20 protein-coding genes and 2 pseudogenes are annotated in these 22,327 nt (G+C 24.0%); 13 read left to right on the top strand and 9 right to left on the bottom strand.

All coding sequences use genetic code 4. The features are described from left to right. The first annotated feature begins 593 nt into the window (after positions 1-593). Positions 594-1,433 carry a class II fructose-bisphosphate aldolase gene (locus tag AACK94_RS03655; protein WP_338976269.1) on the top strand — a complete coding sequence of 280 codons (840 nt, stop codon included), beginning with the start codon at positions 594-596 and terminating at the stop codon, positions 1,431-1,433. Positions 1,434-1,607: 174 nt separating this feature from the next. On the opposite strand, the gene AACK94_RS03650 is transcribed toward AACK94_RS03655, so the two are convergent. The 8 genes and pseudogenes from AACK94_RS03650 to AACK94_RS03615 all read right to left on the bottom strand — a co-directional run bounded on the left by AACK94_RS03650 (position 1,608) and on the right by AACK94_RS03615 (position 8,906). After that, the gene (locus AACK94_RS03650) at positions 1,608-2,729 is read right to left on the bottom strand and encodes a site-2 protease family protein (protein WP_338976268.1); all 1,122 of its coding nucleotides are present in this window, start codon (positions 2,727-2,729) and stop codon (positions 1,608-1,610) included. Between the two features lie 24 nt (positions 2,730-2,753). Continuing rightward, positions 2,754-3,767 (bottom strand): phosphatidate cytidylyltransferase, encoded by a 1,014-nt coding sequence (locus AACK94_RS03645; RefSeq protein ID WP_338973363.1) that lies wholly within the window; start codon positions 3,765-3,767, stop codon positions 2,754-2,756. A gap of 34 nt (positions 3,768-3,801) precedes the next feature. Next, positions 3,802-4,344, bottom strand: coding sequence for a ribosome-recycling factor (locus AACK94_RS03640; RefSeq protein ID WP_338976267.1), 543 nt, complete (start codon positions 4,342-4,344; stop codon positions 3,802-3,804). Positions 4,345-4,480: 136 nt separating this feature from the next. After that, positions 4,481-4,729 carry a hypothetical protein gene (locus AACK94_RS03635; protein WP_338976266.1) on the bottom strand — a complete coding sequence of 83 codons (249 nt, stop codon included), beginning with the start codon at positions 4,727-4,729 and terminating at the stop codon, positions 4,481-4,483. A gap of 90 nt (positions 4,730-4,819) precedes the next feature. Then, complete coding sequence (locus tag AACK94_RS03630) at positions 4,820-5,290, bottom strand: hypothetical protein (protein ID WP_338976265.1); 471 nt, start codon at positions 5,288-5,290, stop codon at positions 4,820-4,822. A 181-nt stretch (positions 5,291-5,471) separates the two neighbouring features. Further along, complete coding sequence (locus tag AACK94_RS03625) at positions 5,472-6,365, bottom strand: hypothetical protein (protein WP_338976264.1); 894 nt, start codon at positions 6,363-6,365, stop codon at positions 5,472-5,474. A 385-nt stretch (positions 6,366-6,750) separates the two neighbouring features. Continuing rightward, a complete protein-coding gene (locus AACK94_RS03620; protein WP_338976263.1) occupies positions 6,751-7,698 on the bottom strand; it encodes a nuclease-related domain-containing protein in 948 nt (315 codons plus the stop codon). Between the two features lie 90 nt (positions 7,699-7,788). Then, positions 7,789-8,906 (bottom strand): annotated as a pseudogene (locus tag AACK94_RS03615) (IS3 family transposase). Between the two features lie 535 nt (positions 8,907-9,441). On the opposite strand from AACK94_RS03615, the gene nusA reads away from it, so the two are divergent. Genes nusA through rbfA form a run of 4 tightly spaced genes read left to right on the top strand, consistent with a single transcriptional unit; the run spans position 9,442 to position 13,144 of the window. Beyond that, entirely contained in the window at positions 9,442-10,617 is a 1,176-nt protein-coding gene (gene nusA, locus AACK94_RS03610) for a transcription termination factor NusA (protein ID WP_338976262.1), read from the top strand. A gap of 18 nt (positions 10,618-10,635) precedes the next feature. Beyond that, on the top strand, positions 10,636-10,926 hold the full coding sequence (gene rnpM / locus AACK94_RS03605; protein WP_338976261.1) for an RNase P modulator RnpM: 291 nt from the start codon (positions 10,636-10,638) through the stop codon (positions 10,924-10,926). Positions 10,927-10,953: 27 nt separating this feature from the next. Beyond that, positions 10,954-12,783 (top strand): translation initiation factor IF-2, encoded by a 1,830-nt coding sequence (infB, locus tag AACK94_RS03600; protein WP_338976260.1) that lies wholly within the window; start codon positions 10,954-10,956, stop codon positions 12,781-12,783. A gap of 1 nt (position 12,784) precedes the next feature. After that, positions 12,785-13,144: a 30S ribosome-binding factor RbfA gene (rbfA, locus tag AACK94_RS03595; protein ID WP_281747920.1), complete on the top strand. Its 360-nt coding sequence runs from the start codon at positions 12,785-12,787 to the stop codon at positions 13,142-13,144. A 173-nt stretch (positions 13,145-13,317) separates the two neighbouring features. On the opposite strand, the pseudogene AACK94_RS03590 reads toward rbfA, so the two are convergent. Next, positions 13,318-13,602, bottom strand: a pseudogene (locus AACK94_RS03590) (transposase); the annotation flags it as partial. A gap of 72 nt (positions 13,603-13,674) precedes the next feature. Between AACK94_RS03590 and AACK94_RS03585 the strand changes: the two are divergent. The 8 genes from AACK94_RS03585 to dnaG all read left to right on the top strand — a co-directional run bounded on the left by AACK94_RS03585 (position 13,675) and on the right by dnaG (position 22,298). Next, positions 13,675-14,792 (top strand): IS3 family transposase gene (locus tag AACK94_RS03585; protein ID WP_338976259.1). Its coding sequence is split into 2 segments (ribosomal slippage): positions 13,675-13,945 and positions 13,945-14,792, totalling 1,119 coding nucleotides; the frame shifts between segments, so codons are not numbered across the junction. A gap of 114 nt (positions 14,793-14,906) precedes the next feature. Next, positions 14,907-16,145 carry an IS256 family transposase gene (locus AACK94_RS03580; RefSeq protein WP_281749630.1) on the top strand — a complete coding sequence of 413 codons (1,239 nt, stop codon included), beginning with the start codon at positions 14,907-14,909 and terminating at the stop codon, positions 16,143-16,145. A 265-nt stretch (positions 16,146-16,410) separates the two neighbouring features. Continuing rightward, a complete protein-coding gene (gene ybeY, locus AACK94_RS03575) occupies positions 16,411-16,881 on the top strand; it encodes an rRNA maturation RNase YbeY (RefSeq protein WP_338976251.1) in 471 nt (156 codons plus the stop codon). An 11-nt stretch (positions 16,882-16,892) separates the two neighbouring features. Further along, positions 16,893-17,327 (top strand): cytidine deaminase, encoded by a 435-nt coding sequence (gene cdd, locus AACK94_RS03570; protein WP_281748063.1) that lies wholly within the window; start codon positions 16,893-16,895, stop codon positions 17,325-17,327. 3 nt (positions 17,328-17,330) lie between these two features. Beyond that, on the top strand, positions 17,331-18,227 hold the full coding sequence (era, locus tag AACK94_RS03565) for a GTPase Era (protein ID WP_338976253.1): 897 nt from the start codon (positions 17,331-17,333) through the stop codon (positions 18,225-18,227). Positions 18,228-18,482: 255 nt separating this feature from the next. Continuing rightward, entirely contained in the window at positions 18,483-18,926 is a 444-nt protein-coding gene (gene recO / locus AACK94_RS03560) for a DNA repair protein RecO (RefSeq protein WP_338976258.1), read from the top strand. A gap of 164 nt (positions 18,927-19,090) precedes the next feature. Continuing rightward, on the top strand, positions 19,091-20,506 hold the full coding sequence (locus AACK94_RS03555) for a glycine--tRNA ligase (protein WP_338976257.1): 1,416 nt from the start codon (positions 19,091-19,093) through the stop codon (positions 20,504-20,506). A gap of 16 nt (positions 20,507-20,522) precedes the next feature. Then, positions 20,523-22,298 carry a DNA primase gene (gene dnaG / locus AACK94_RS03550; RefSeq protein ID WP_338976246.1) on the top strand — a complete coding sequence of 592 codons (1,776 nt, stop codon included), beginning with the start codon at positions 20,523-20,525 and terminating at the stop codon, positions 22,296-22,298. The last annotated feature ends 29 nt before the right edge of the window (positions 22,299-22,327 follow it).

Genomic DNA, 22,327 nt, shown 5'->3' with positions numbered 1-22,327 from the left:
TAATATGTCCTGTTGCTTCTAGCATAAAGGACATATATTTTGATTTTTAAATTATTAATAATACTATTATTAGTTTTATTCATTCCAGAAATTCTGGGCTCAAAAATTTTTCAAAAAAAATAAAAAATAAAACCAACACTTGCTCACTGGTGAGTGGCAAGGTTGGTTAAATAAAGAATAGAATTAATATAGTAGGTTCCCTAAGCAGGTCTATATATACTAGTTTCCAATCCGCTCCCACCCCAAGAATTACCATTAAATGGTTAGTATATTTTATTAGGTATCACTCCACTTTTTATTTATCCATGCAAGTCCACATGCTAGCTACTATTTTTAACAACTGTGTTGTAGTTCACTTTTTTAGTTCCCTAACACGTGTTGATAATAGCGTTAAAGAGGGTTATTAAAAATTTTAAAATTTTACAATTACAAAAAAAGACAAGATTTTTATTCTCATCTTTTGTCATTTATTTTTAATTTAAGGATTTAAAAAAGAAAGGAGCTATTTTTAAAACTTTTTAGTTATCGACATCTTCGGTACGCTCCCAATATTATTGATATAATTAAAAAAAAGAAAAGTTAGGTGATTGTAATTGAAAATTAACTTGAAAACAATGTTAAAACATGCACAAATTAACAAATACGCAATCCCAAGTTTTAACTTTGATAATTTAGAAATGTTAATTGCAATTACTAATGCAGCCGAAAAACAAAAAGCACCAATATGTTTAATGATAACACCTAACACTATTAATTGTATTGATTTAAAATATGTACTTGCTATTATTAATAATGTTATTAATCGTGCAAAAGTACCAATTTTTTTACAACTAGACCACTGTCTTGATCCACACTTTATTAAAACTAAAATTACATCTGATTTTAGTTCAGTTATGTTAAATTACAGTAACTATCCAATTAAAGAAAATATTGAAAAAACTAAAGATATTGTTCATTTTGCTGCTCCTTTGGGTATTATTGTTGAATCAGAGATTTTTTACAATAATACAAAAGGAGATATTACTAATGATATTAATTTAATTGAACAAGCAATATTATTTAGAAATAAAACTAATATTAATTGTCTTGTATTTACTGCTATCAATAGTCATCATCAAGATAATAGACAAGATTTAAAAATTTCTCTAATTAAAGAAATTGCTATTAAAATGCCTGAAATTTTTTTAGTATTACATGATAATATTACTATTAATGATGAACAATTAACTCTAGCAATTAAAGCTGGTATTACTAAAGTTAATATTAGTAGTGATTTAAGAAAGATTTACGTTGAAAGTCTAAAAAAAAGTTTGCAAACTAATTCTAATTTGTCTAATCTTAATACATTAACAGAAAATGCAATGATAGCTATTCAGAAATTTGTTGAAGAAAAAATAATTCTCTTAGGAGCAAATAATCGATATAAATTTTAGTTTTTATACTTATAAAGTATATTTCAAAATAAAATAAAAAGTGAACAATATTGTTCATTTAAAATAGTAACTATTTTATTTTTTTAAAATATAAATAATTAAGAAAATTACTCAAAACTTTTTCATTCAAATTTATTATCCTATTTATAATAAGATTTTATTATAAAGTAAAGATTAAAAAAATATATCTTTAATAGTAATAGCAATAAAGATAACTAAAAATAATATAGCTCCAGCAATACTGACAATAATTTTATATTTTTCATTTAATTTTTTTCTTGTTACCGCTTCAACTGCATTTTCAACAAATTTATAACCATCCAATGGCGGAATTGGTAACATATTTAATAAAAATAAATTAGATGATAATAATGCTGCTCAACGAAAATATGTACTTGCTGCTTGTGTTGATGATAAATCAGGATTTAAAAAACTATTAGTTGATTTAACAATACCAACAGGTCCTGATAAATTTTGTCAATGAAAAGTAACTAATTGTCCTAATGCTTGTAAAAGACTGTAACTATCTTTAAAAGTATCAATGATACCATTACTAATAACTTGCCCTGCATTTAAATAATAACTACCTTGACTAACACCAATGAATAGTACACCTTTTTGTTCTACTGGTTTAAAAGTAACAGTTTTATCATTTTTATTATCAAAAGTAATTTCGTAATCAGCAATAACTGTACCATTAGTAGTCTTTTTATTATATTTACTTAATCATGCTTCTAAATCATAATATGATTTAATTGATTGTTTAGATTCAATATCACCAGTATTATAAATACTAGTAATAGCATCAGTATCTAAAATTTTAAAAGTTGGATTATGTTCATTATATTCTTTAACTGCTTCATATAATGGTCCTGTTGTTGCATAAGTTGGTGGCAAGTTAGGATCATATTTATGTGGATAAATTCCATATCCAATCATTAATAAAATAAAAGCTAATAATAAATTCATTAGTGCACCTGCACTAATGAAAGCTGCTTTTTTACCACGTTGCAAGTTTTCCATCATTCGTTTACCTTCAATTACTTCATCTTCTCGTCCTTTAGGAGCATCAGCAATTTCTGAAGCAATAGAAACATAACCACCCAATGGTAATAGTCTTAAAGTATAACGTGTTTCTTTTTTACCTCACTGCAAAAGTTTTGGTCCCATACCAATAGCAAATTCATATACATATGCTCCTGATAATTTAGCAATTACAAAATGAGCAAATTCATGCAATGTAATTAAAAATAATATTGTAAATAAACCAATTAAAATGGCTAAAAATATATACATAACTTCATCCTTAAATTTTATATATTAAGCAATAGCTGCTAGAGTAATTAGAGAACCAAAAATAACTACTGTTGAAAATGAATCTAAACGATCTAATAATCCTCCATGTCCAGGTAAAATATTTGAAAAATCCTTAACATGATAATTACGTTTCAAATAAGAAAATAATAAATCACCCATTTGACTAACGATTGAAAGAATAAAACTAGTAGCAAAATAAGCAATATAGATTGGTGCTTTACTATTAACTTCTAAAAAAGGCAATGGATTATAATTACTTGTTTCTAAAAAAACAGTTACTGTTATCATACTTAAAATAACTGCTGTTATTAAACCAGTAATAGCACCTTCTCAAGTTTTATTTGGTGATATACTTGGTGCCATTTTTGTTTTACCATAAATTATACCACCAATAAAAGCACCAACATCATTAGACATAACAATAATGAATAAAAACAATAATGTTGGTCATCCTAGTTTTGAAAGTTTAATTTCTGATAACATTAAAAAATTAACAGCTTTAACAACAAATACTAAATAAATAATTCAAGTAAAAATAAAAATAACATCACTTAATTGAAAATTTTTACTTCGTCAAGCAATTAAAATAAAAATACAAATGAAAAATAATAAAGTTAATAAAGTCATTCAAGTTTCAAATCAATAATGATTATAAATATATGGACCAAAAGTTTCTTTACCAAGCGGAACTCATAAAAGTATGACTCCTGTTAAAATTATAGAAATTTTAAGTACAATTGATCAATTTGATTCTTTTTTTAAATTAATAATTTCTCATAAACAACCAATAAAAATTAAAGTATTAATTATCATAAATGTATAGGCTGATCACTGTGGTTTATTACCAAAAATTGGTTCTAAATAAACTGCCCCAATAAACATTCATAATACACCACAAGCAATTAACATAAAGCTTGTAAGAATACGATTTCGATAGGTTCTAAAAAAATTACTAAGTTTTGCAAAAAAAGAAATTTTAGATTTTATATTTTCTTTATTTATTATCTTTTTTTTCACAATATTTAACCCCTAACTTTTTATTGCTTTATTGCTAAATTTTCATTAAATCGGTTTTTTTATTGTTTTCTATTAATACAAGTTCTTTAATTTTACTATCAGTTAAATCTTGAATTGTAGTTTCTGCATGCTTTTCTTGATCTTCTGGTAATTTTATTTTTTTCAGATTTTGAACAGCATCACGTCGACAATTACGGATTTTAACTTTATATTCTTCAGTTTTTTTACTCAAATCTTTAACTAAAGATTTACGAACGTCTTCTGTTAATTGTGGGAAAATTAAACGTATATTCTCTGCTTCGCTTTTAATTTGTAATTTCAAATCAGCTTTTGTAACAGCTTCTGTAATGTCTTTAATTAAACTGCGATCATATGGTTTAATTAATAATTGATGTGCTTCTGCTACTTTAACTTGCGCAATATTACTTAAACTATCAACACCACCATAACATTTAACATTAACTCCTTCTAAGATATTAGGATTAGCTCTTCCGGTGCGAATTTTGTTAATTTCATTTTTATAACTTAAAATTATTTCATTCATCAGATTTGTGGCTTCTAAAATAATAACTTCCATATTTGTTTTCCTCCTAGTTAATAATTTTAAGTTGTTTTTAAATCAAACTATAAAAATTATATAATAATTTTTATTAAAACCAATGGAAAACTATTTAAAAAAATAAAAAACATCATTAATTAATGATGTTTTTTTATTAATATCTTTGGATTTTATTTTCATCATTGTTTAAATCAACTAATATAAAAATACCACCAATAATACCTAATGCAGCACCAAAGATAATTCCTAATATTGCTAAAGCAATTTTTTGATCAGTAGTCGCTTCACCTTTACTTACTTTTTTGTATAAAATAAAAGCGGGTATTGTTCATAATAAAGGAATTATAAATATTGATTCTAAAATAAAAACAATAAATATTAATATACTTCCTGCTTTTAACATATTTTTTCTCCTTCTTTAATTTTTATAATTAATAATATCACTTAATAAAATTGAAAGATACAATTGTGTCCTCATTTAAAGTTTATTTTTTTAACTTATCAATGTTATAAATTTAATTTCTTCAGTTTTACCCGCTTCAGTACTTGTAATTTTTGCAGATAAGGTAGTAATTTTTTTAACATCATCAGATGAATATTCTTCATTTTCACTACCACTTGTAATCCCTAATTCTTTCAAAAATGCTGCAGCATCAGCATCTTTTGCTTGATTTGGATTTCTAATTTCGTTTGCGTTTAATAAACTGTTTTTAAAATTAGTCATCATAATTTTTGTGTCATCAGCCTCAATTGAATACTTCTCTTTACCAGTAGTTTTATCCCTCTTTAATTCTTGATTAATTAAACTTGTATTTTCATCACTATATCATCCTAATAATTTTGCATATTTACCATTTAATATTGGTCCTTTTGTTTCAAAATCACAGGCAACAATTGAACTTGCTACAGTTGTAATTAAAGTAGTAGCAGCCATTAATCGTAATAATGTTTTTATATTTCTCATATAATATTTTCTCCCCTTTTAGATAATTTTCTAAAAAATATAAATTATTTTCTGCTATTTATTATATATTCTTCTTGATTTGAAACTATTTTTATAATTTTAATTATTAATAATATTTTTTAAATGATAAAAAAAGAATATAAATTAAAAAAGATTGCAATTGCAATCTTTTAAAATATATTTAAGCTTGTGGAGTTCCAAAATCTAGAGTATTTGTAACTTTTACTTCTCCAAATTTTACGGTTAAGTATACTTTTTGAGCTGTATACTTAGGTATCACTGTTTGACCTTGATCATCAGAAGTTCAAACTAATGATACTTTATCTTTGCTAAATAAATTAACTAAAGAATTATATAGATTTTTTTCTTTAGAATTCTCAGTTTTTCAAGGTAAAGACTTAAGTACATCTTTGCCTTGTTCAAATCCATTAGCTTTAGTTAAATCCAATTTTGCTGATTGTACAAGCGTATCTACTTGAGCAGGAACACCTAATGTATCTTTCTTAAGAGTACTAATAGTATATTTTTTTACAGATTTGGCATCATCTCCAGTTGCCTTATCCATAATATTAATTTGACAAGTACCAGCTGCAACTTTAAAATCAGTTGTACCAACAGCTTCAATTTTACCTGCTTCAGTACTTTCAACTTTTGCAGATAAAGCAGTAATAGATGTAACTTCTTCAGCTTTATAAAAAGCAGTAGTGCTACCAGATGTAAATCCTAAATCTTTTAAAAACGCTGCAGCATCAGCATCTTTTGCTTTAAATTTATCAACATCAGCACCGTCACCTGCTTTTAATAATTTTTCGTTAAATTTAGTTGCTGTAATTTTTGTACTATCAGCAGCAGGAACAGAAATTGAATAACTTTCTTTACCAGCAGTATCATCCTTTTTTAGTTCTTGATTAATTGTACTTGTATTTTCATCACTATATCATCCTAGTAATGCTGCATATTTGCCATCTAATGTTGGCGCTTTTGTTTGAGTTCCACATGCAACAACTGAACTTGCTGCAACTGTTGTTAAAGCAGCAGCACCCATTAGTCGTAGTAATGTTTTCATGTTTCTCATATTGTTTTTCCCCCTTAGATAATTTTTCTGAAAAATATAAACTATTTTCTGTTCATAATTATACATTCTTTTTTATTTGGTGTTCTTTTTATAATATTTTTCATTATTAAGTGTTATTTTGATTTTTTTAAAAAAATAATTTCAAAAATGTTAGGATTAAATTGTTCATTAACTGAACATTCTTATTATTTTTTATATATACTCTAGAGTACTTCCAAGATTATTGAGTAATATAATGTAAAAAAACCTGAAAATTTTTCAGGTTTTTTTATATTTAAAAATTAAGAACAGAAAATAAAAATAAATTTTTTTAATTAAAATTTCAAGGACAGAAGATTATTAGAAAAATTAATTTATTAAATTTTGTTCGCTTATAACTGTGTTTTTAATAGTCTAATTGTTCTTTATGAATTTGAATGTTTTCTGGATTATTATTATTTAAAATAATTTGATTCATTATATTTCTTTGAATATTAGAAGAAGAAGTACATTTTCCTGAATTTTCTTCAATTTTATTTTTAATATATTCAGATAATTCAAATAAATTTAATGCTTTCTCATTTATTTTTAAGTTACTATTTTCAGTAATTTGTAAATTATTTTGAACAAATACTACAAGACTAAAAAATTTAAATTGTTTTAAATTAATGTTTTCTTTTTTTAAAAGATACAGAATAGTTCTAACATGACTTCTATTTTGATAAAGAGGTGATGGAATAAATTCTTGTCTTTCACCATGATATTGGATTCAATTTTTTTTAAAATAATCTCCATAAGTTTTTAAAGATCAATTTTTAGTCTCAATTATAAAAATACAACTATTTAAAATTAATAAATGATCAATTTGATTAATTTTTCCTTCAATAGATGGTAAATATAAATTGTTAAATAATTGTAAATCTTCTTCATTAAACATACTTATTATTTTTTCTTTAACAATTAATTCACCTTTAATACCTAACGTATTATTTAAATTATCATTATATTGATAAGGATGTTCAAAATTTTTTAAATTTTGATAAATTTTTTCATAATTTTTAATTCGATTTTCTAATTCTATTATTTGATAAGAATATTCTATTTCTTTACTTTTTTCTAAATTAAAATAATTTTTTTTATATTTTAAATATTTATTTGCCAATATAATAGTAGTTAAAATTGAAACAATAATTATAGAAAATATAATAATTATAGTTATTCAAACATTATTAACAATTCATTTTTCTAAACCTTTAAATAATGACTTAATCAAAAATATAATAGTGATAATAATTATTAATGAAATAAAAACTACAATACTAATATTTTCATTCTTTTTCTTATTTTTACTCATAATATTTACTCCAAATTTTTATTATTTAATAAAATTTAATAAATAAATCTTAACATTTTTACTAATGTGGAATGGCAACCCTTTTTAGGACTATTTTTTGGTAGACATTTGTTTTTGATAACTAATTGGAGTTAGGTAGTTTAGAGTACTGTGAATTCTTATGTTTTTATATCAATTGATGTAATCAAATAATTATAATTTTAATTGGATTAATGATGTAAAATTTTTATCATTAATAAATTCAATTTTGAAAGTTTTAAAAGTTGCTTCAGCAACAGCATTGTCATAAGGACATCCTTTTTTGCTTAAAGATCGAGTTATGTTGAAAGCTAATAAAAGTTTATCAATAGTTTTATTATTGAATTCATTACCGCGATCAGTATGAAATATTTCAATATCTTTTAAACAGTGATTTGATTGCATAAATGCTTGATATACTAATGATGCATCTTTTTTAACTCCAACACTATGTCCAATAATTTCGCGGTTAAATAGGTCGATTAATAGGCAAATATAGTTTCATTTACCATTAACTTGAACATAAGTTAAATCACTAACAATAACTTCATTTTTAATTCTATTATTAAAGTTTCTATTAACAAGATTGGTTATTTGACTATCATTGACTTTATTATGATAATTTTTGAATGATAATTTAGTGTATTTTGATATTAAATTATGCTTATTCATAATTTCTTTAATTTTTCTGCGTGATAAATAAATTTCTTGGTTTGCTAGTATGACTTTTAATCTTCTAGTACCATAAACTTCTTTATTTTCTTTAAAAGCACTAATAACAGCTTGTTCATAAATATTATTTTGAATTTTATTTTTTTTCTTTAAATTAAAATAATATGTTGATTTAGAGAGTTTTAAAAAATGACACATTGTGCGAATTTTATATTTAGATTTATTATTTGCAATAATCTCTACTTTCTGCCTATTATTAGTGCTGCTTGCTTTAAAATATCAATTTCCATTCGTAACTGTTTTAATTCTTTATTTGCTTGAATTAATTGTTTTTCTAAATCTGAAAGATTATCTTTAGTTTTAAAACTACCTGAATTAGTAAATTGCTTAATTCAATTGTAAGTAGCTGCTCTTGTAACATTGTATTCTTTAACAAGGCAAGATACTGATTTGCCACTTTGATATAAAGCTACTATTTGTTTTTTAAATTCATCTGAATATGAGTTAATAGTGACCATAATTATAATTCCTTTCTTTTAACTAATTTGTTCACTTGTCTATGTAATTAGTGTCCAATAAAGTGTAACCCATCCACTTTGATAAGCAGAATATATAGGAAATTAATATCAATATAAGAACAAATTAGTATTGAAAATCGATTTAGTTCCCCTTGATTTTAAAAAAATAGAAACTTTAAAATGAATGTTATATCTTTCAATGATAATAGAACAAAAACAATTACGACTATATAAATAATTATATTTAATCAATTTAAAACTTGAAAATTACCATTAATATAATGAAAGATATTTCTACAATATAATCTACGATAATAAAACTCTATCCTTTAATAAATTTCTATTGTTTTCAAATTAATAATATTGTATAATGAACAATGAATTAGAATTATAGCAAGACAGCTACCAGCTGTCTTTATTATTTCTAGTGTAATATATTTTTTTATTTAAGTATATTTTCATTTTGAAATAAATCTATTTCAAATACTATTAAATAATAAACAACAATGTTTATAAAAAACAAGGAGGAGAAAAAGTGGACAAAGAAATTAGTCAAATCATTTTAAATGCCATAAATGAAATTGCTGAAGAAAAACAAATAGCAAAAGAAGATATCATTGAAGCTTTAAAAGAAGGACTAAAAAAAGCATATGAATATCAAAGTCATCGTGATGATAGTACAAATATCAGAATTGAAATTGATCAAAATAAAGGTACTATTAAAATTTTAAAGGATTTAATTGTTGTTCCAAAAGTTGAAGATCCTGAATTAGAAATTGCACTTTCAACTATTAAAACAAAGAATCCCGGCTTAACAATTGGTGATACATATACGCAAATAATTACTAGTGATCAATTCTCTCGTTTATCAATTTTTAAAGCCATTCAAGTAGTTAAACAATCAATTCGTGAAGCAGAAAAAACATCAATTTATGATGAATTTATTGATAAAAAAGATCACATATTAATTGGTACTATTGAAAGCGTTGAAGAAACTTATATGTTAATTAAAATTGGTAGAGCCTATGCTTTCTTACCAAAACAAAATCAAATCCCTAGTGAGATCTTACCAAAAAATAAACCAATCGCTAATAATACTTATATCAAATTTTATGTTGAAGATATTATTAAAAATAAAAACTATGGTCAAATTTTAGCATCAAGAACTCACGTTAATTTTTTACGTTGTTTACTAGAATTAGAAGTTCCTGAAATCGCACAAGGTGTAATCGAAGTTAAAGATATTGCTCGTATTCCTGGAATTAGAGCTAAGGTTGCAATTGTTAGTCATGATCCAAGCATTGATGGGATTGGTGCATGTATTGGCCCAAAAGGCGAAAGAACAAAACTAATTACGCAAGAATTAAGTGGCGAAAAAATTGACATTATTGCCTGAAATCCTAATATAAAAGAATATATAATTAACGCTTTAACACCAGCTAAAGTTATTTCAATTGATATTAATGAAGAAGAAAAACAAGCAAATATTATTGTTCCTACTGAACAATTATCATTAGCTATTGGTAAAAATGGTATGGCTGCTAAATTAGTTGCCGGTGTAACTCACTGAAATATTAATGTTACTTCATTAGAACAAGCAAAAGAAAATAATATTAAATTTACTTGAAATGGTAATATTAAAGAAAGTGAATATGAAAAGTTTATATCTGAATTATTAAAAAAAACACAATGAAAAAATAAAAATCAATAAACAATAAAGTAGGTCGTTATGAATAAAATACCTTTAATTAAACGTAAAAAAATACCAATGCGTAAATGTATAGTTACAAATACTATTTTACCTAAACGTGAATTAATTAGAATTGTTATTAATAAAGAAGGACAATTATTCATTGATAAAACTGGCAAACAAAATGGTCGAGGTGCCTACATCCAACCTAAACTTGAATTAATACCTTTGCTTATTAAAAAGCAGGCATTAGAACGAGCATTAAAAACAAAAATTCCAAATGAATTTTATGAACAATTAATTAATGAAATTAAAAAAAATTGAGATTAATTTTCCCAAGCGAAAGGCGGGATGCAAATGGCAAAAAAACGAATATCTCAACAAACACAAAATATTAATCAACAACTAAAACAAAAAACATCTCAAATTAATGAAAAAGGAGTATTTTTATATAACGAACCATTAACTATTTCAGAATTTGCTAAAGCATTGCATCATCCAGTAACTGACATTATTAAATACTTCATGAAACAAGGCAAACTATTTAATCAAAATCAAATATTAACTCAAGAATTAATGCTTGAACTTTGTTTGGAATGAAATATTGATTTTGAAAAAGCTAAAGTGGTAACATATGAAAACTTATTAGAAAATATTAATCTCGAAGATGATAAAAAAAATTTAGTAACTCGACCACCTGTTGTTACAATTATGGGCCACGTTGATCATGGAAAAACAACACTATTAGATACTATCCGTAATTCTAAAGTTACTAATCAAGAACACGGTGGTATTACTCAACATATTGGTGCTTATCAAATTAAAACTAATAATAAATTAATTACTTTTATTGATACCCCAGGTCACGAAGCATTTACTGAAATGCGTTCACGTGGTTCTAAAATTACTGATATTGTTGTTTTAGTAGTTGCTGGTGATGATGGTGTGATGCCACAAACTCGTGAAGCAATTGACCATGCAAAAGTAGCTGGTGTTTCAATTATTGTTTTTGTTAATAAAATGGATAAACCAAATGTTAATACTGATCGCATTATGAATGAACTAGCTAATTGTTATTTAACTAGTGAAGAATGAGGTGGCGATACTATTTTTGTTTATGGTAGTGCTTTAAAAAATCAAGGAATTGATGAATTATTAGAAGCAATATTAGTAATTGCTGAATTAAAAGAACTAAATGCTAATCCAAATCGATTTGCTAATGGAACTGTTATCGAATCTCATCATGATAAAAATGTTGGTTCAATTTGTACTTTATTAATACAAGGTGGAACACTAAAAGTTACTGATATTGTAGTTGCGGGTAGTGTTAAAGGAAAAATTAAACGCCTTATTAATGATACTGGTAAAATAATTACTAAAGCCGGACCTTCAATGCCTGTTCAAGTTTTAGGATTTGAAACAGCCCCTACTCCTGGTGAATCTTTTATTGTTTTTAATGATGATAAATTAGCAAGAAAAGTAGCACTAGTACGCCAAACAGAAGAAACAAATAAAATTAGAAATAATCGACAAATTAGTTTAGGTAATTTAACACAAGATGTTGCTACAGGTGAATTAAAACAAATTAATGTTATTTTACGAGCAGATACTCAAGGTTCAGTGCAAGCAATCGTTCAAGCAGTAAATAAAATTAATGTTAATGATATTACTGTTAAGTTTATTAGAGCAACTATTGGTGGTATTAGTGAATCAGATATTAAACTTGCTCAAACTTCACGAAGTATTATTTATGGTTTCAATGTTCGCCCCAATCATGTTATTCGTGAAGCTGCTAACAATGCCGGTGTTGAAATTAGATTACATAATATCATTTATAAAATAACTGAAGAATTAGAATTGGCTGCTAAAGGTTTATTAGAACCAACTTATGAAGATAAAATTCTTGGTCAAGCACGAGTTATTAAAACTTTTCATTTTTCAAAAGTAGGAACAATTGCTGGTTGTGTTGTCATTAATGGTTTCATTCAACGTAATAGCAAAGTTCATATCATTCGTGATGATGTTGTTATTTATAACGGTGAAATCAGTGGTTTAAAACATGAAAAAAATGATTTAAAAATTGCTAAAAAAGAAACTCAATGCGGTATTACTATTAAAAATTTTAATGACTTAAAAGAAAATGATATTATTGAATCATATTTAGTAGAAGAAGTGGAGACAAAATAGGATGTCTATCATTAAATTTGAACAACAAGAAAGTTTCTTAAAAAAAGAAATTACTAATATATTAAAAAAAGAATCAAAAAATATTCTTTTCAAAGATATCACTATTACTAATGTAAAAATAACAAAAGATAACAGTTATGCTACCATTTATTGAACAGTTTACTTAGATAATTTAGATATTAAAACCATTAGTACTGCTTTAGAAAAAGCGAAAGGTTTTTGTCGAAGCGCACTTGCTAAAACAAGTAATAAATATAAAGTTCCAGAATTACGCTTTAAATATGATAATACCAACACTAGAGTTAAAAACATTGAAGAAATATTAAAAAATATCAAAAATAATAATTCTTCAAATGAATAAAAAAAATAAAATTATTAGTATAATAAAAAAAGGAATCATCAATAAAATAAGGGAATTATTCAGTAGCTACTAAGTAAGAAAGGAAAGCTACTATTAATGGCACAAAAAATTTATTCAACACCAAATAGTGAGAGGCTTTTTAATAATCTGTGTATCTTTGTTTTACAAAGTTACTAATTTAGATTAATTCTGTCTTCAAATTTTATCATAAAATGAGCAATTGCTGTATTTCAATTTTGAATAGGCAATGTTCATTTTTTTGTTATATTTTCAATTGCCAAGTAAAATATTTTGAAAACTGCCATATCATTAGGAAAAACTTTTTTATTTCTGATGATTTTTCGTAATTGACTATTAACAGATTCAATAGCATTTGTAGTATAAATCACTCTTTTGATTTCTACTGGATAACTAATAAAAACCATTAAATTATCTCAATTTTTATATCAAGATTTGGATGGGTTACACTTTATTGGACACTAATTACATAGACAAGTGAACAAATTAGTTAAAAGAAAGGAATTATAATTATGGTCACTATTAACTCATATTCAGATGAATTTAAAAAACAAATAGTAGCTTTATATCAAAGTGGCAAATCAGTATCTTGCCTTGTTAAAGAATACAATGTTACAAGAGCAGCTACTTACAATTGAATTAAGCAATTTACTAATTCAGGTAGTTTTAAAACTAAAGATAATCTTTCAGATTTAGAAAAACAATTAATTCAAGCAAATAAAGAATTAAAACAGTTACGAATGGAAATTGATATTTTAAAGCAAGCAGCACTAATAATAGGCAGAAAGTAGAGATTATTGCAAATAATAAATCTAAATATAAAATTCGCACAATGTGTCATTTTTTAAAACTCTCTAAATCAACATATTATTTTAATTTAAAGAAAAAAAATAAAATTCAAAATAATATTTATGAACAAGCTGTTATTAGTGCTTTTCAAGAAAATAAAGAAGTTTATGGTACTAGAAGATTAAAAGTCATACTAGCAAACCAAGAAATTTATTTATCACGCAGAAAAATTAAAGAAATTATGAATAAGCATAATTTAATATCAAAATACACTAAATTATCATTCAAAAATTATCATAATAAAGTCAATGATAGTCAAATAACCAATCTTGTTAATAGAAACTTTAATAATAGAATTAAAAATGAAGTTATTGTTATTGATTTAACTTATGTTCAAGTTAATGGTAAATGAAACTATATTTGCCTATTAATCGACCTATTTAACCGCGAAATTATTGGACATAGTGTTGGAGTTAAAAAAGATGCATCATTAGTATATCAAGCATTTATGCAATCAAATCACTGTTTAAAAGATATTGAAATATTTCATACTGATCGCGGTAATGAATTCAATAATAAAACTATTGATAAACTTTTATTAGCTTTCAACATAACTCGATCTTTAAGCAAAAAAGGATGTCCTTATGACAATGCTGTTGCTGAAGCAACTTTTAAAACTTTCAAAATTGAATTTATTAATGATAAAAATTTTACATCATTAATCCAATTAAAATTAGAATTATTTGATTACATCAATTGATATAACAACATAAGAATTCACAGTACTCTAAACTACCTAACTCCAGTTAGTTATCAAAAACAAATGTCTACCAAAAAATAGTCCTAAAAAGGGTTGCCATTGGAAATGTTTAGTAATCTGTGTAACTTACAAAAATAACTATGTTTAATTAATTCTAGTAAATATAATTAAATGACTAGAAAGATTGAGTTACAGATGGCTAAAAAAGATAACTTTAATAATAATGATCCAATATCAAAAGCAGTAGATTTATTACTAGAAAATACTGAAGATTTAACAACAGTTTTTAAACCTGGCGGTTTATATAAAGAATTAACAAAAAGATTAGTTGAAAAAATGTTGAATTCTGAAATGCAAAATTATTTAGGATATGAAAAAAATCAACATAGTACTACTGAAAATGCTCGTAATGGTACAAGTTCAAAAAAATTAATAACTCAACAAGGTAAAATTGAAATTGATGTACCAAGAGATCGCAATAGTAATTTTACTCCTGTAATAGTTCCTAAAAGGCAAAGAAGATTTGATGGTTTTGATCAACAAGTTCTTTCCTTGTATGCAAAAGGAATGACATTATCTGACATTAGAATGCAGTTGCAAGAGTTATATCATGGTGCTGATATTAGTGAAAGTGTTATTAGTCAAATTACTGATGATGTTATTGATGATGTTAAAGCATGACAAAATCGACCATTAGAAAGTATTTATCCTATTGTTTATTTTGATTGTATAGTAGTTAAAGTACGACAAGATAAACGGATTATTAACAAATCAGTTTATATAGCATTAGGAGTTGATTTAGAAGGCAAAAAAGATGTTTTAGGATTATGAATTAGTGAAAATGAAGGTTCTAAGTTTTGATTATCTAATTTCACAGAAATGAAAAATCGTGGCTTAAATGATATTCTTATTGCTTGTAGTGATAATTTAACAGGCATGTCAGAAGCAATACAATCAGTTTATCCTAAAACAGAACATCAATTATGCATTGTTCATCAAATTAGAAATAGTTTAAAATATGTTTCATACAAACATCGAAAAGGTCTAGTTGCAGATTTAAAACCAATTTATAGTGCATGTAGTGAAGAACAAGCAATGCAAGCTTTAGAATCGTTTGAAAGTAAATGAAATAAACAATATCCTCAAATTACTAAATCTTGATATAAAAATTGAGATAATTTAATGGTTTTTATTAGTTATCCAGTAGAAATCAAAAGAGTGATTTATACTACAAATGCTATTGAATCTGTTAATAGTCAATTACGAAAAATCATCAGAAATAAAAAAGTTTTTCCTAATGATATGGCAGTTTTCAAAATATTTTACTTGGCAATTGAAAATATAACAAAAAAATGAACATTGCCTATTCAAAATTGAAATACAGCAATTGCTCATTTTATGATAAAATTTGAAGACAGAATTAATCTAAATTAGTAACTTTGTAAAACAAAGATACACAGATTATTAAAAAGCCTCATTTTTTTCTCTATTAATAAATGTTATTTAACAATTTTTTTTCCAAAATGAAATGATAATAATCAACTTTTAATTGAAGAAAATATTAATTCTAATACATATTTAAATCAAATGGTATTAATAATTATTGGTGAAGAAAGTTTGTTAACATTTATTTGAAATAATATTACAACATAAATGTAAATATTGATATAATTTAATCAAAAAGAAGTTAGGTAGATAAATGCCAGCAAAAATTAATATTGTAAATATTTACAATGATCATAACTATGACATTAAAAATTTTAATATTTTATCAGAAAAAATTTTAAATGCAGTAGCTATTAAGTTAAAACAGAAAATTACATGGTGTATTGCTGCTATTTTTAATGACGAACAGACTAGTATTGAATTAAATAAAATGTATCGTCATAAAGATTATGTTCCTGATGTTTTATCATTTGGAAATAATGATGATGATTTTCCAAATATTAATATTGATATTAGAGATTTAGGTGATGTTTATATTTGTTATTCAAAGGCAGTAGCGCAAGCACAAGAATATGGCCATAGTTTAATTAGAGAATTATCATTTCTTTTTATTCATGGATTACTTCATACATTAGGATATGATCATCAAAATAGCCTAGAAGAAAAGGTTATGTTTGATTTACAAGATGAAATTTTAAATATTCTTGGTATTACTAGAAAATAAGGGGTGGTATAATGGAACAAGATATAGATTTATTAGTATTATTGAAAAAAGCAAAAGCAATACAAAAAAATGCTTATGCTCCTTATTCTTTATTTAGAGTTGCTGCAATAGTACTTTTGAAAAATAGTAAAGAAGTGTTAGGAGTAAATGTTGAAAATGCTGCATACTCAGTAGGCATTTGTGCTGAAAGAGCGGCTTTGTCACAAGTTATTGCTCAAGGTTATAAAAAAGAAGATATTATTAGTCTATTTTTAATTACTGATAGTGAAACTGTTGGTTCTCCTTGTGGTATGTGTCGTCAATTTATGATTGAAATTATGCCAGAAACATGTCCTATTTATATTAGTAATAAAAATGAAAATAATGATACTAAAACAATTTGTAAAATATTAGTAAAAGACTTATTACCTTTAGCGTTTAAACCAAGTTCATTGAAAGGGAATTAATTTATGAATAATAATTTTAAATCAGGTTTTGTTAGTTTTATTGGTAGAAGTAATGTTGGAAAATCAACTTTATTAAATACCATTCTTCAAGAAAAAAAGGCAATTGTGTCTAATAAACCACAAACAACCAGAAATCAAATTCAAGGTATTTATAATAGTGATGATATGCAAATCATATTTTTTGATACTCCCGGCATTCATAAACATAATAACCAACTTGGACGAATGATGAATCGCGATGCTAATCGCGCCATTAAAGAAACTAACATTATTTGTTTATTAGCGCCATGTAATGAATACATTGGAAATAGCGATAAACATATTATTAAATTATTATCAGAAAGGGTAAATACAACTATTCTACTTTTATTAACTAAGGTTGATTTAGTAACAAAAGAAAAATTAATGGATAAAATTAATGAGTGAAAAGATTTATTACCATTTAAAGAAATAATTCCAATTTCTGCTATAAAAGAAATGAATTTAGATATATTATTGAAAAAACTATATGAGTATTTACCAATTGGTGAAAAGAATCATTTAATCGAAAATAACGATGATGTTTCAGATAATACTTTAATTAAGGAAATTATTCGTGAAAAAATTTTAAATTTAACAGAAGAAGAAATTCCTTATAGTGTAGCAGTATTAATTGAAAGTATTAATTATAATCCAAATACTAATATTACTGATATTAATGCTGTTATTGTTGTTGAACGAGACTCACAAAAAGGAATTATTATTGGTAAAGGAGGTAGTATGATTAAAGAAATTGGAATAAGAGCTAGAACAGATTTAGAAAGTATTTTTGATTCTCATATTATATTAAAAACTTTTGTAAAAGTAATACCTGATTGAAGAAATAATCCTAGAAAATTAAAAGAGTTAGGTTATAGTTAAAATGTGTTTAATATTGATACTGGTTTGATTTTAAACATTAACTACATTAAATCAATAAATAATGTTACTATTTTAACACCATAATTTGATGTTAAAATAGTTTCTTTACCAGAAATAAAAATCAATTTAAATAAATATAGTCTTTTAGATTGTTGAATTTTTATTTTTAATCAAAATTATGATTGTTCAAACTTATGTATAACATATAAAAAAATAAAAAGTTTTAATAGTTTTATAAATGAAAAAAGTTATCAATTGATTAAGAGTTTTAACAAGATAGTTATTAATTATTTAGAAAAAATTATTATTAATAATAAAAATATCTTTTCTTTTTTATTTAATTTATATGAACAGTTAATGATAAATAGTAATTTTAAGAAAGTTTATGTTTTTTTCTTATTTCATAGTTTAATATTTCAAGGAATTCAGTTTAACTTTACTAATTGTATTAATTGTAATCAAATAACTAATTTGTATTTAATTAATTATGATTTGGGTGGTGTTTTTTGTAAAAATTGTTCTTTAAAATTAGCTATAATTAATTTTGACATTGTTTTGTTTAAAAAAATATATCAACTTTATTTATTAAATTATCAAGATATTAATAAATGAAAAGTTGAAAAAGAAGAACTTAATAAAATTCTTAATATTTTAGAAAACCACTGTCAAAAATATAATAATAAATTAATAATTACATAAATATTTTAATAATTAGTTGTTATATTGTTTTTAATAATATATAACACTTATAATAGGTTGACAAAACCTATCTATGAACATATTATTAACAGGATTATTCTTTTTAGAGATTTTATGTATTATTTAAGATATTTAAGAAAATTTTTATGATTAATGGAGGGGCAATGATTAATAAAATTATCAATGATAAGTCAATGAAGGAAATAATTACTCATTTAAAAGAAAATGGTTTTATTTTTCAAGGATCAGAAATTTATTCAGGTCTTGCTAATAGTTGAGATTATGGTCCGCTTGGTGTAGCACTTAAAAATAATATTAAGAAAAGTTGATGAGTTTTTTTTGTCGAAAAAAATCCATACAATGTTGGGCTAGATAGTTCAATTATTATGAAATCTAAAGTTTGAGAAGCTTCAGGGCATTTGAGTAATTTTAGTGATCCATTAATTGATTGTAAAAAATGTAAGTCTCGCTTTCGAGTTGATAATTTAATTAATCATTATTTTCCTAGTATTAATTGTGATAATTGAAGTAATGAAAAATTAGAAACATATATTAATCAAAATCATATTAAATGTATTAAATGCAATAATGAAGATTGAACTAAAGTTAGACAATTTCAATTAATGTTTGAAACATATCAAGGTGTTTTAAAAGAAGATAAAAATAAAATTTATTTAAGACCTGAGACCGCACAAGGAATATTTATAAATTTTAATAATGTAAGAAATAGTTGTAATAAAAAAGTACCATTTGGTATTGGTCAAATTGGTAAAAGCTTTAGAAATGAGATAACTCCTGGTAATTTTATTTTTCGTACTAGAGAATTTGAACAAATGGAATTAGAATTTTTCTTTATTCCAAAGGATAAAAATGATAATACTTGATTTAATTATTGAGTTGATCAATGTAAAGAATTTCTCTCTCTAGTAGGTTTATTGAATTCAAAAAATATAAAATTTAAAAATCATGAACAAAATCAACTAGCACATTATGCATTAGCAACTACTGATATTGAATATAATTTTCCTTTTGGTATGAGTGAATTATGTGGTATAGCTAATCGTGGGAATTATGATTTAACAAAACATAGTGAGAATTCTGGTGTAAATTTTGAGATTCAAGATCCTAATGTTACAGTAAAAAGAATAGTTATTCCTTCAGTTATTGAACCTTCAATTGGTGTTGAAAGGCTTTTATTAGCTTTAGTTTGTGAAGCATTTACAAAAGAAGTTTTAAAAGACGATAAAGAACGGTTAGTGTTAAAATTAAATAAGAGTATTTGCCCTTATCAAGTAGCTGTTATGTCTTTAAATAAAACAAAATTAGGTAAAGAGGCATATGAAATTTTTGAAATGTTAAATAAAACACAATTAAGAGTAATTTATGAAGCATCATCAAGTGTTGGTAAATCTTATCGTTATCAAGATGGTATTGGTACTATGTATTGTGTAACAATTGATTATGACACAAAAACTAAAGGTACTGTTACAATTAGAGATCGTGATACTACAAATCAAGTTATAGTTAAAGTTGATCAACTTAAAGAATATTTATATGACAAATTAGACATTATTTGTTAGAATTGTGTGAAAAAATATGGATATCGAGTTTAATAAAAAAATTAATGAAGTTAAAGCAAAAATTAATATTGTCGAAGTTATGGGTAAATATTTAAATTTGATCCGTAAAGGCAATAATTTTTGAGCTATCTGTCCTTTTCATGAAGACTCTACTCCTTCATTATCAATTTCACAAGAAAAACAAATTTATAAATGTTTTTCTTGTGGTGAACAAGGAAATGTTTTTATTTTTTTACAAAAATATAAAAATATTAATTTTATTAATGCTCTTAAAGAAGCAGCAGATAATATTAATTTAAATTTAAAAGAGTTTGATATTAATTTATCTGAATTTAATGTTGAAACTAAAAAAAATCCACTAAAAATTTTAAATAATATTGCAATGAATTTTTTTAGTTATCAGTTACTAACTGATATTGGTCAAGAAGTAATGAAATATTTACGAAATCGTAATATTACTACTGAAAATATTAAATATTTTAATATTGGTTATGCACCTATTAATAATGAATTAATAGATTATCTTAATGCACAAGGTTATAAAGATAATATTGAATTTGTAAAATTAGGACTTATGAAAATTAATAATAAGGATCAACTTCTTCCTACCTTTTCAAATCGAATTATGTTTGCTATTAAAGATGAAGATGGAGACTGTGTTGGTTTTTCTGCAAGAAATTATAATAGAGAAGATAAAAGTTATAAATATATTAATAGTCCAGAAACAGATTTTTTTAAGAAAAGTAAAATTTTATATAACTTTAATAATGTTAGAAATTATATTAAAAAAAATGAAGTTATTTATTTGACTGAAGGTTTTATGGATGTTATTGCTCTAAATAATCAAAATATTAAAAATGTTGTTGCTTTAATGGGAACAAATTTAACAAAAGAACATATTTTACTTTTAAAAAAAATTACTACTAATATTATTATTTTTTTAGATGGTGATTTACCAGGAAAAATAGCATCTTTAAAAATAGCTAGTGTTTTATTATCAAATAATTTTAAAGTACAAATTATCAATAATGATACTAAATTTGATCCTGATGAATTAATAAATAAATTTCCTCAAAAATTTTATGAAATAATAAAAAAAACTATTCATCCTTTTGAATTTGCAATTAATTTATCATTAACTAAATATAACATTAAAAAAGATAGTTATGAACTTAATGAATTTTTAAAATCATTAGTTCCAATTTGAACAAAAATCAATGATGTTATTACTCAAAAGTTTTATTTAAATATGTTAGCAAAAATAACTAATTTATCCACTGAAGACTTAATACAAATTTTAAATATTGATAATAATTTAGTAACTACAACTTTTAGTATCAAAAATAAATCTAAAATAGAAGTAAAAAATATTTTTTTTGAAGCACAAGAACAACTTATTTTTTTAGTAATGTTATCAAGAAATGTTTATTTAATTTTAGAAAAAGAAAAATTTATTTTTCCAAATCAAGATTTTATGAATTTATACTTTTTAATTAGTCAAAAATATCAAAATAATCAAATAGAAGCAATTAATTTTGATTTAATTTTAGAAGAACTTAAAGGTAATTCACTTTTAAATATTTTAGAAAAACTTCTTGATAAGTATAAAAATAAAAAGTTTGATTTAAAACCTCAAATTATTAATGATTACTTAAAAATTATTAATAATCAACTAATTGATTATGAAATAAAAATGATCAATGATAAATTGAAATCTGAAAAAAATATTGAAAAACAAATATTGTTATTAAAAGAAATATCAGTATTAAAAAATAAAATAAAGAAAAAATAAGTATGATGATAAATTAAGGATAAGGTGAA

Source organism: Spiroplasma endosymbiont of Monopis laevigella (genome assembly GCF_964019975.1).
GTDB lineage: Bacteria > Bacillota_I > Bacilli_A > Mycoplasmatales > VBWQ01 > Spiroplasma_E > Spiroplasma_E ixodetis_A.
The sequence above is the reverse complement of the archived record's forward strand: the minus strand, read 5'-3'. Positions and strand labels throughout refer to the sequence as shown.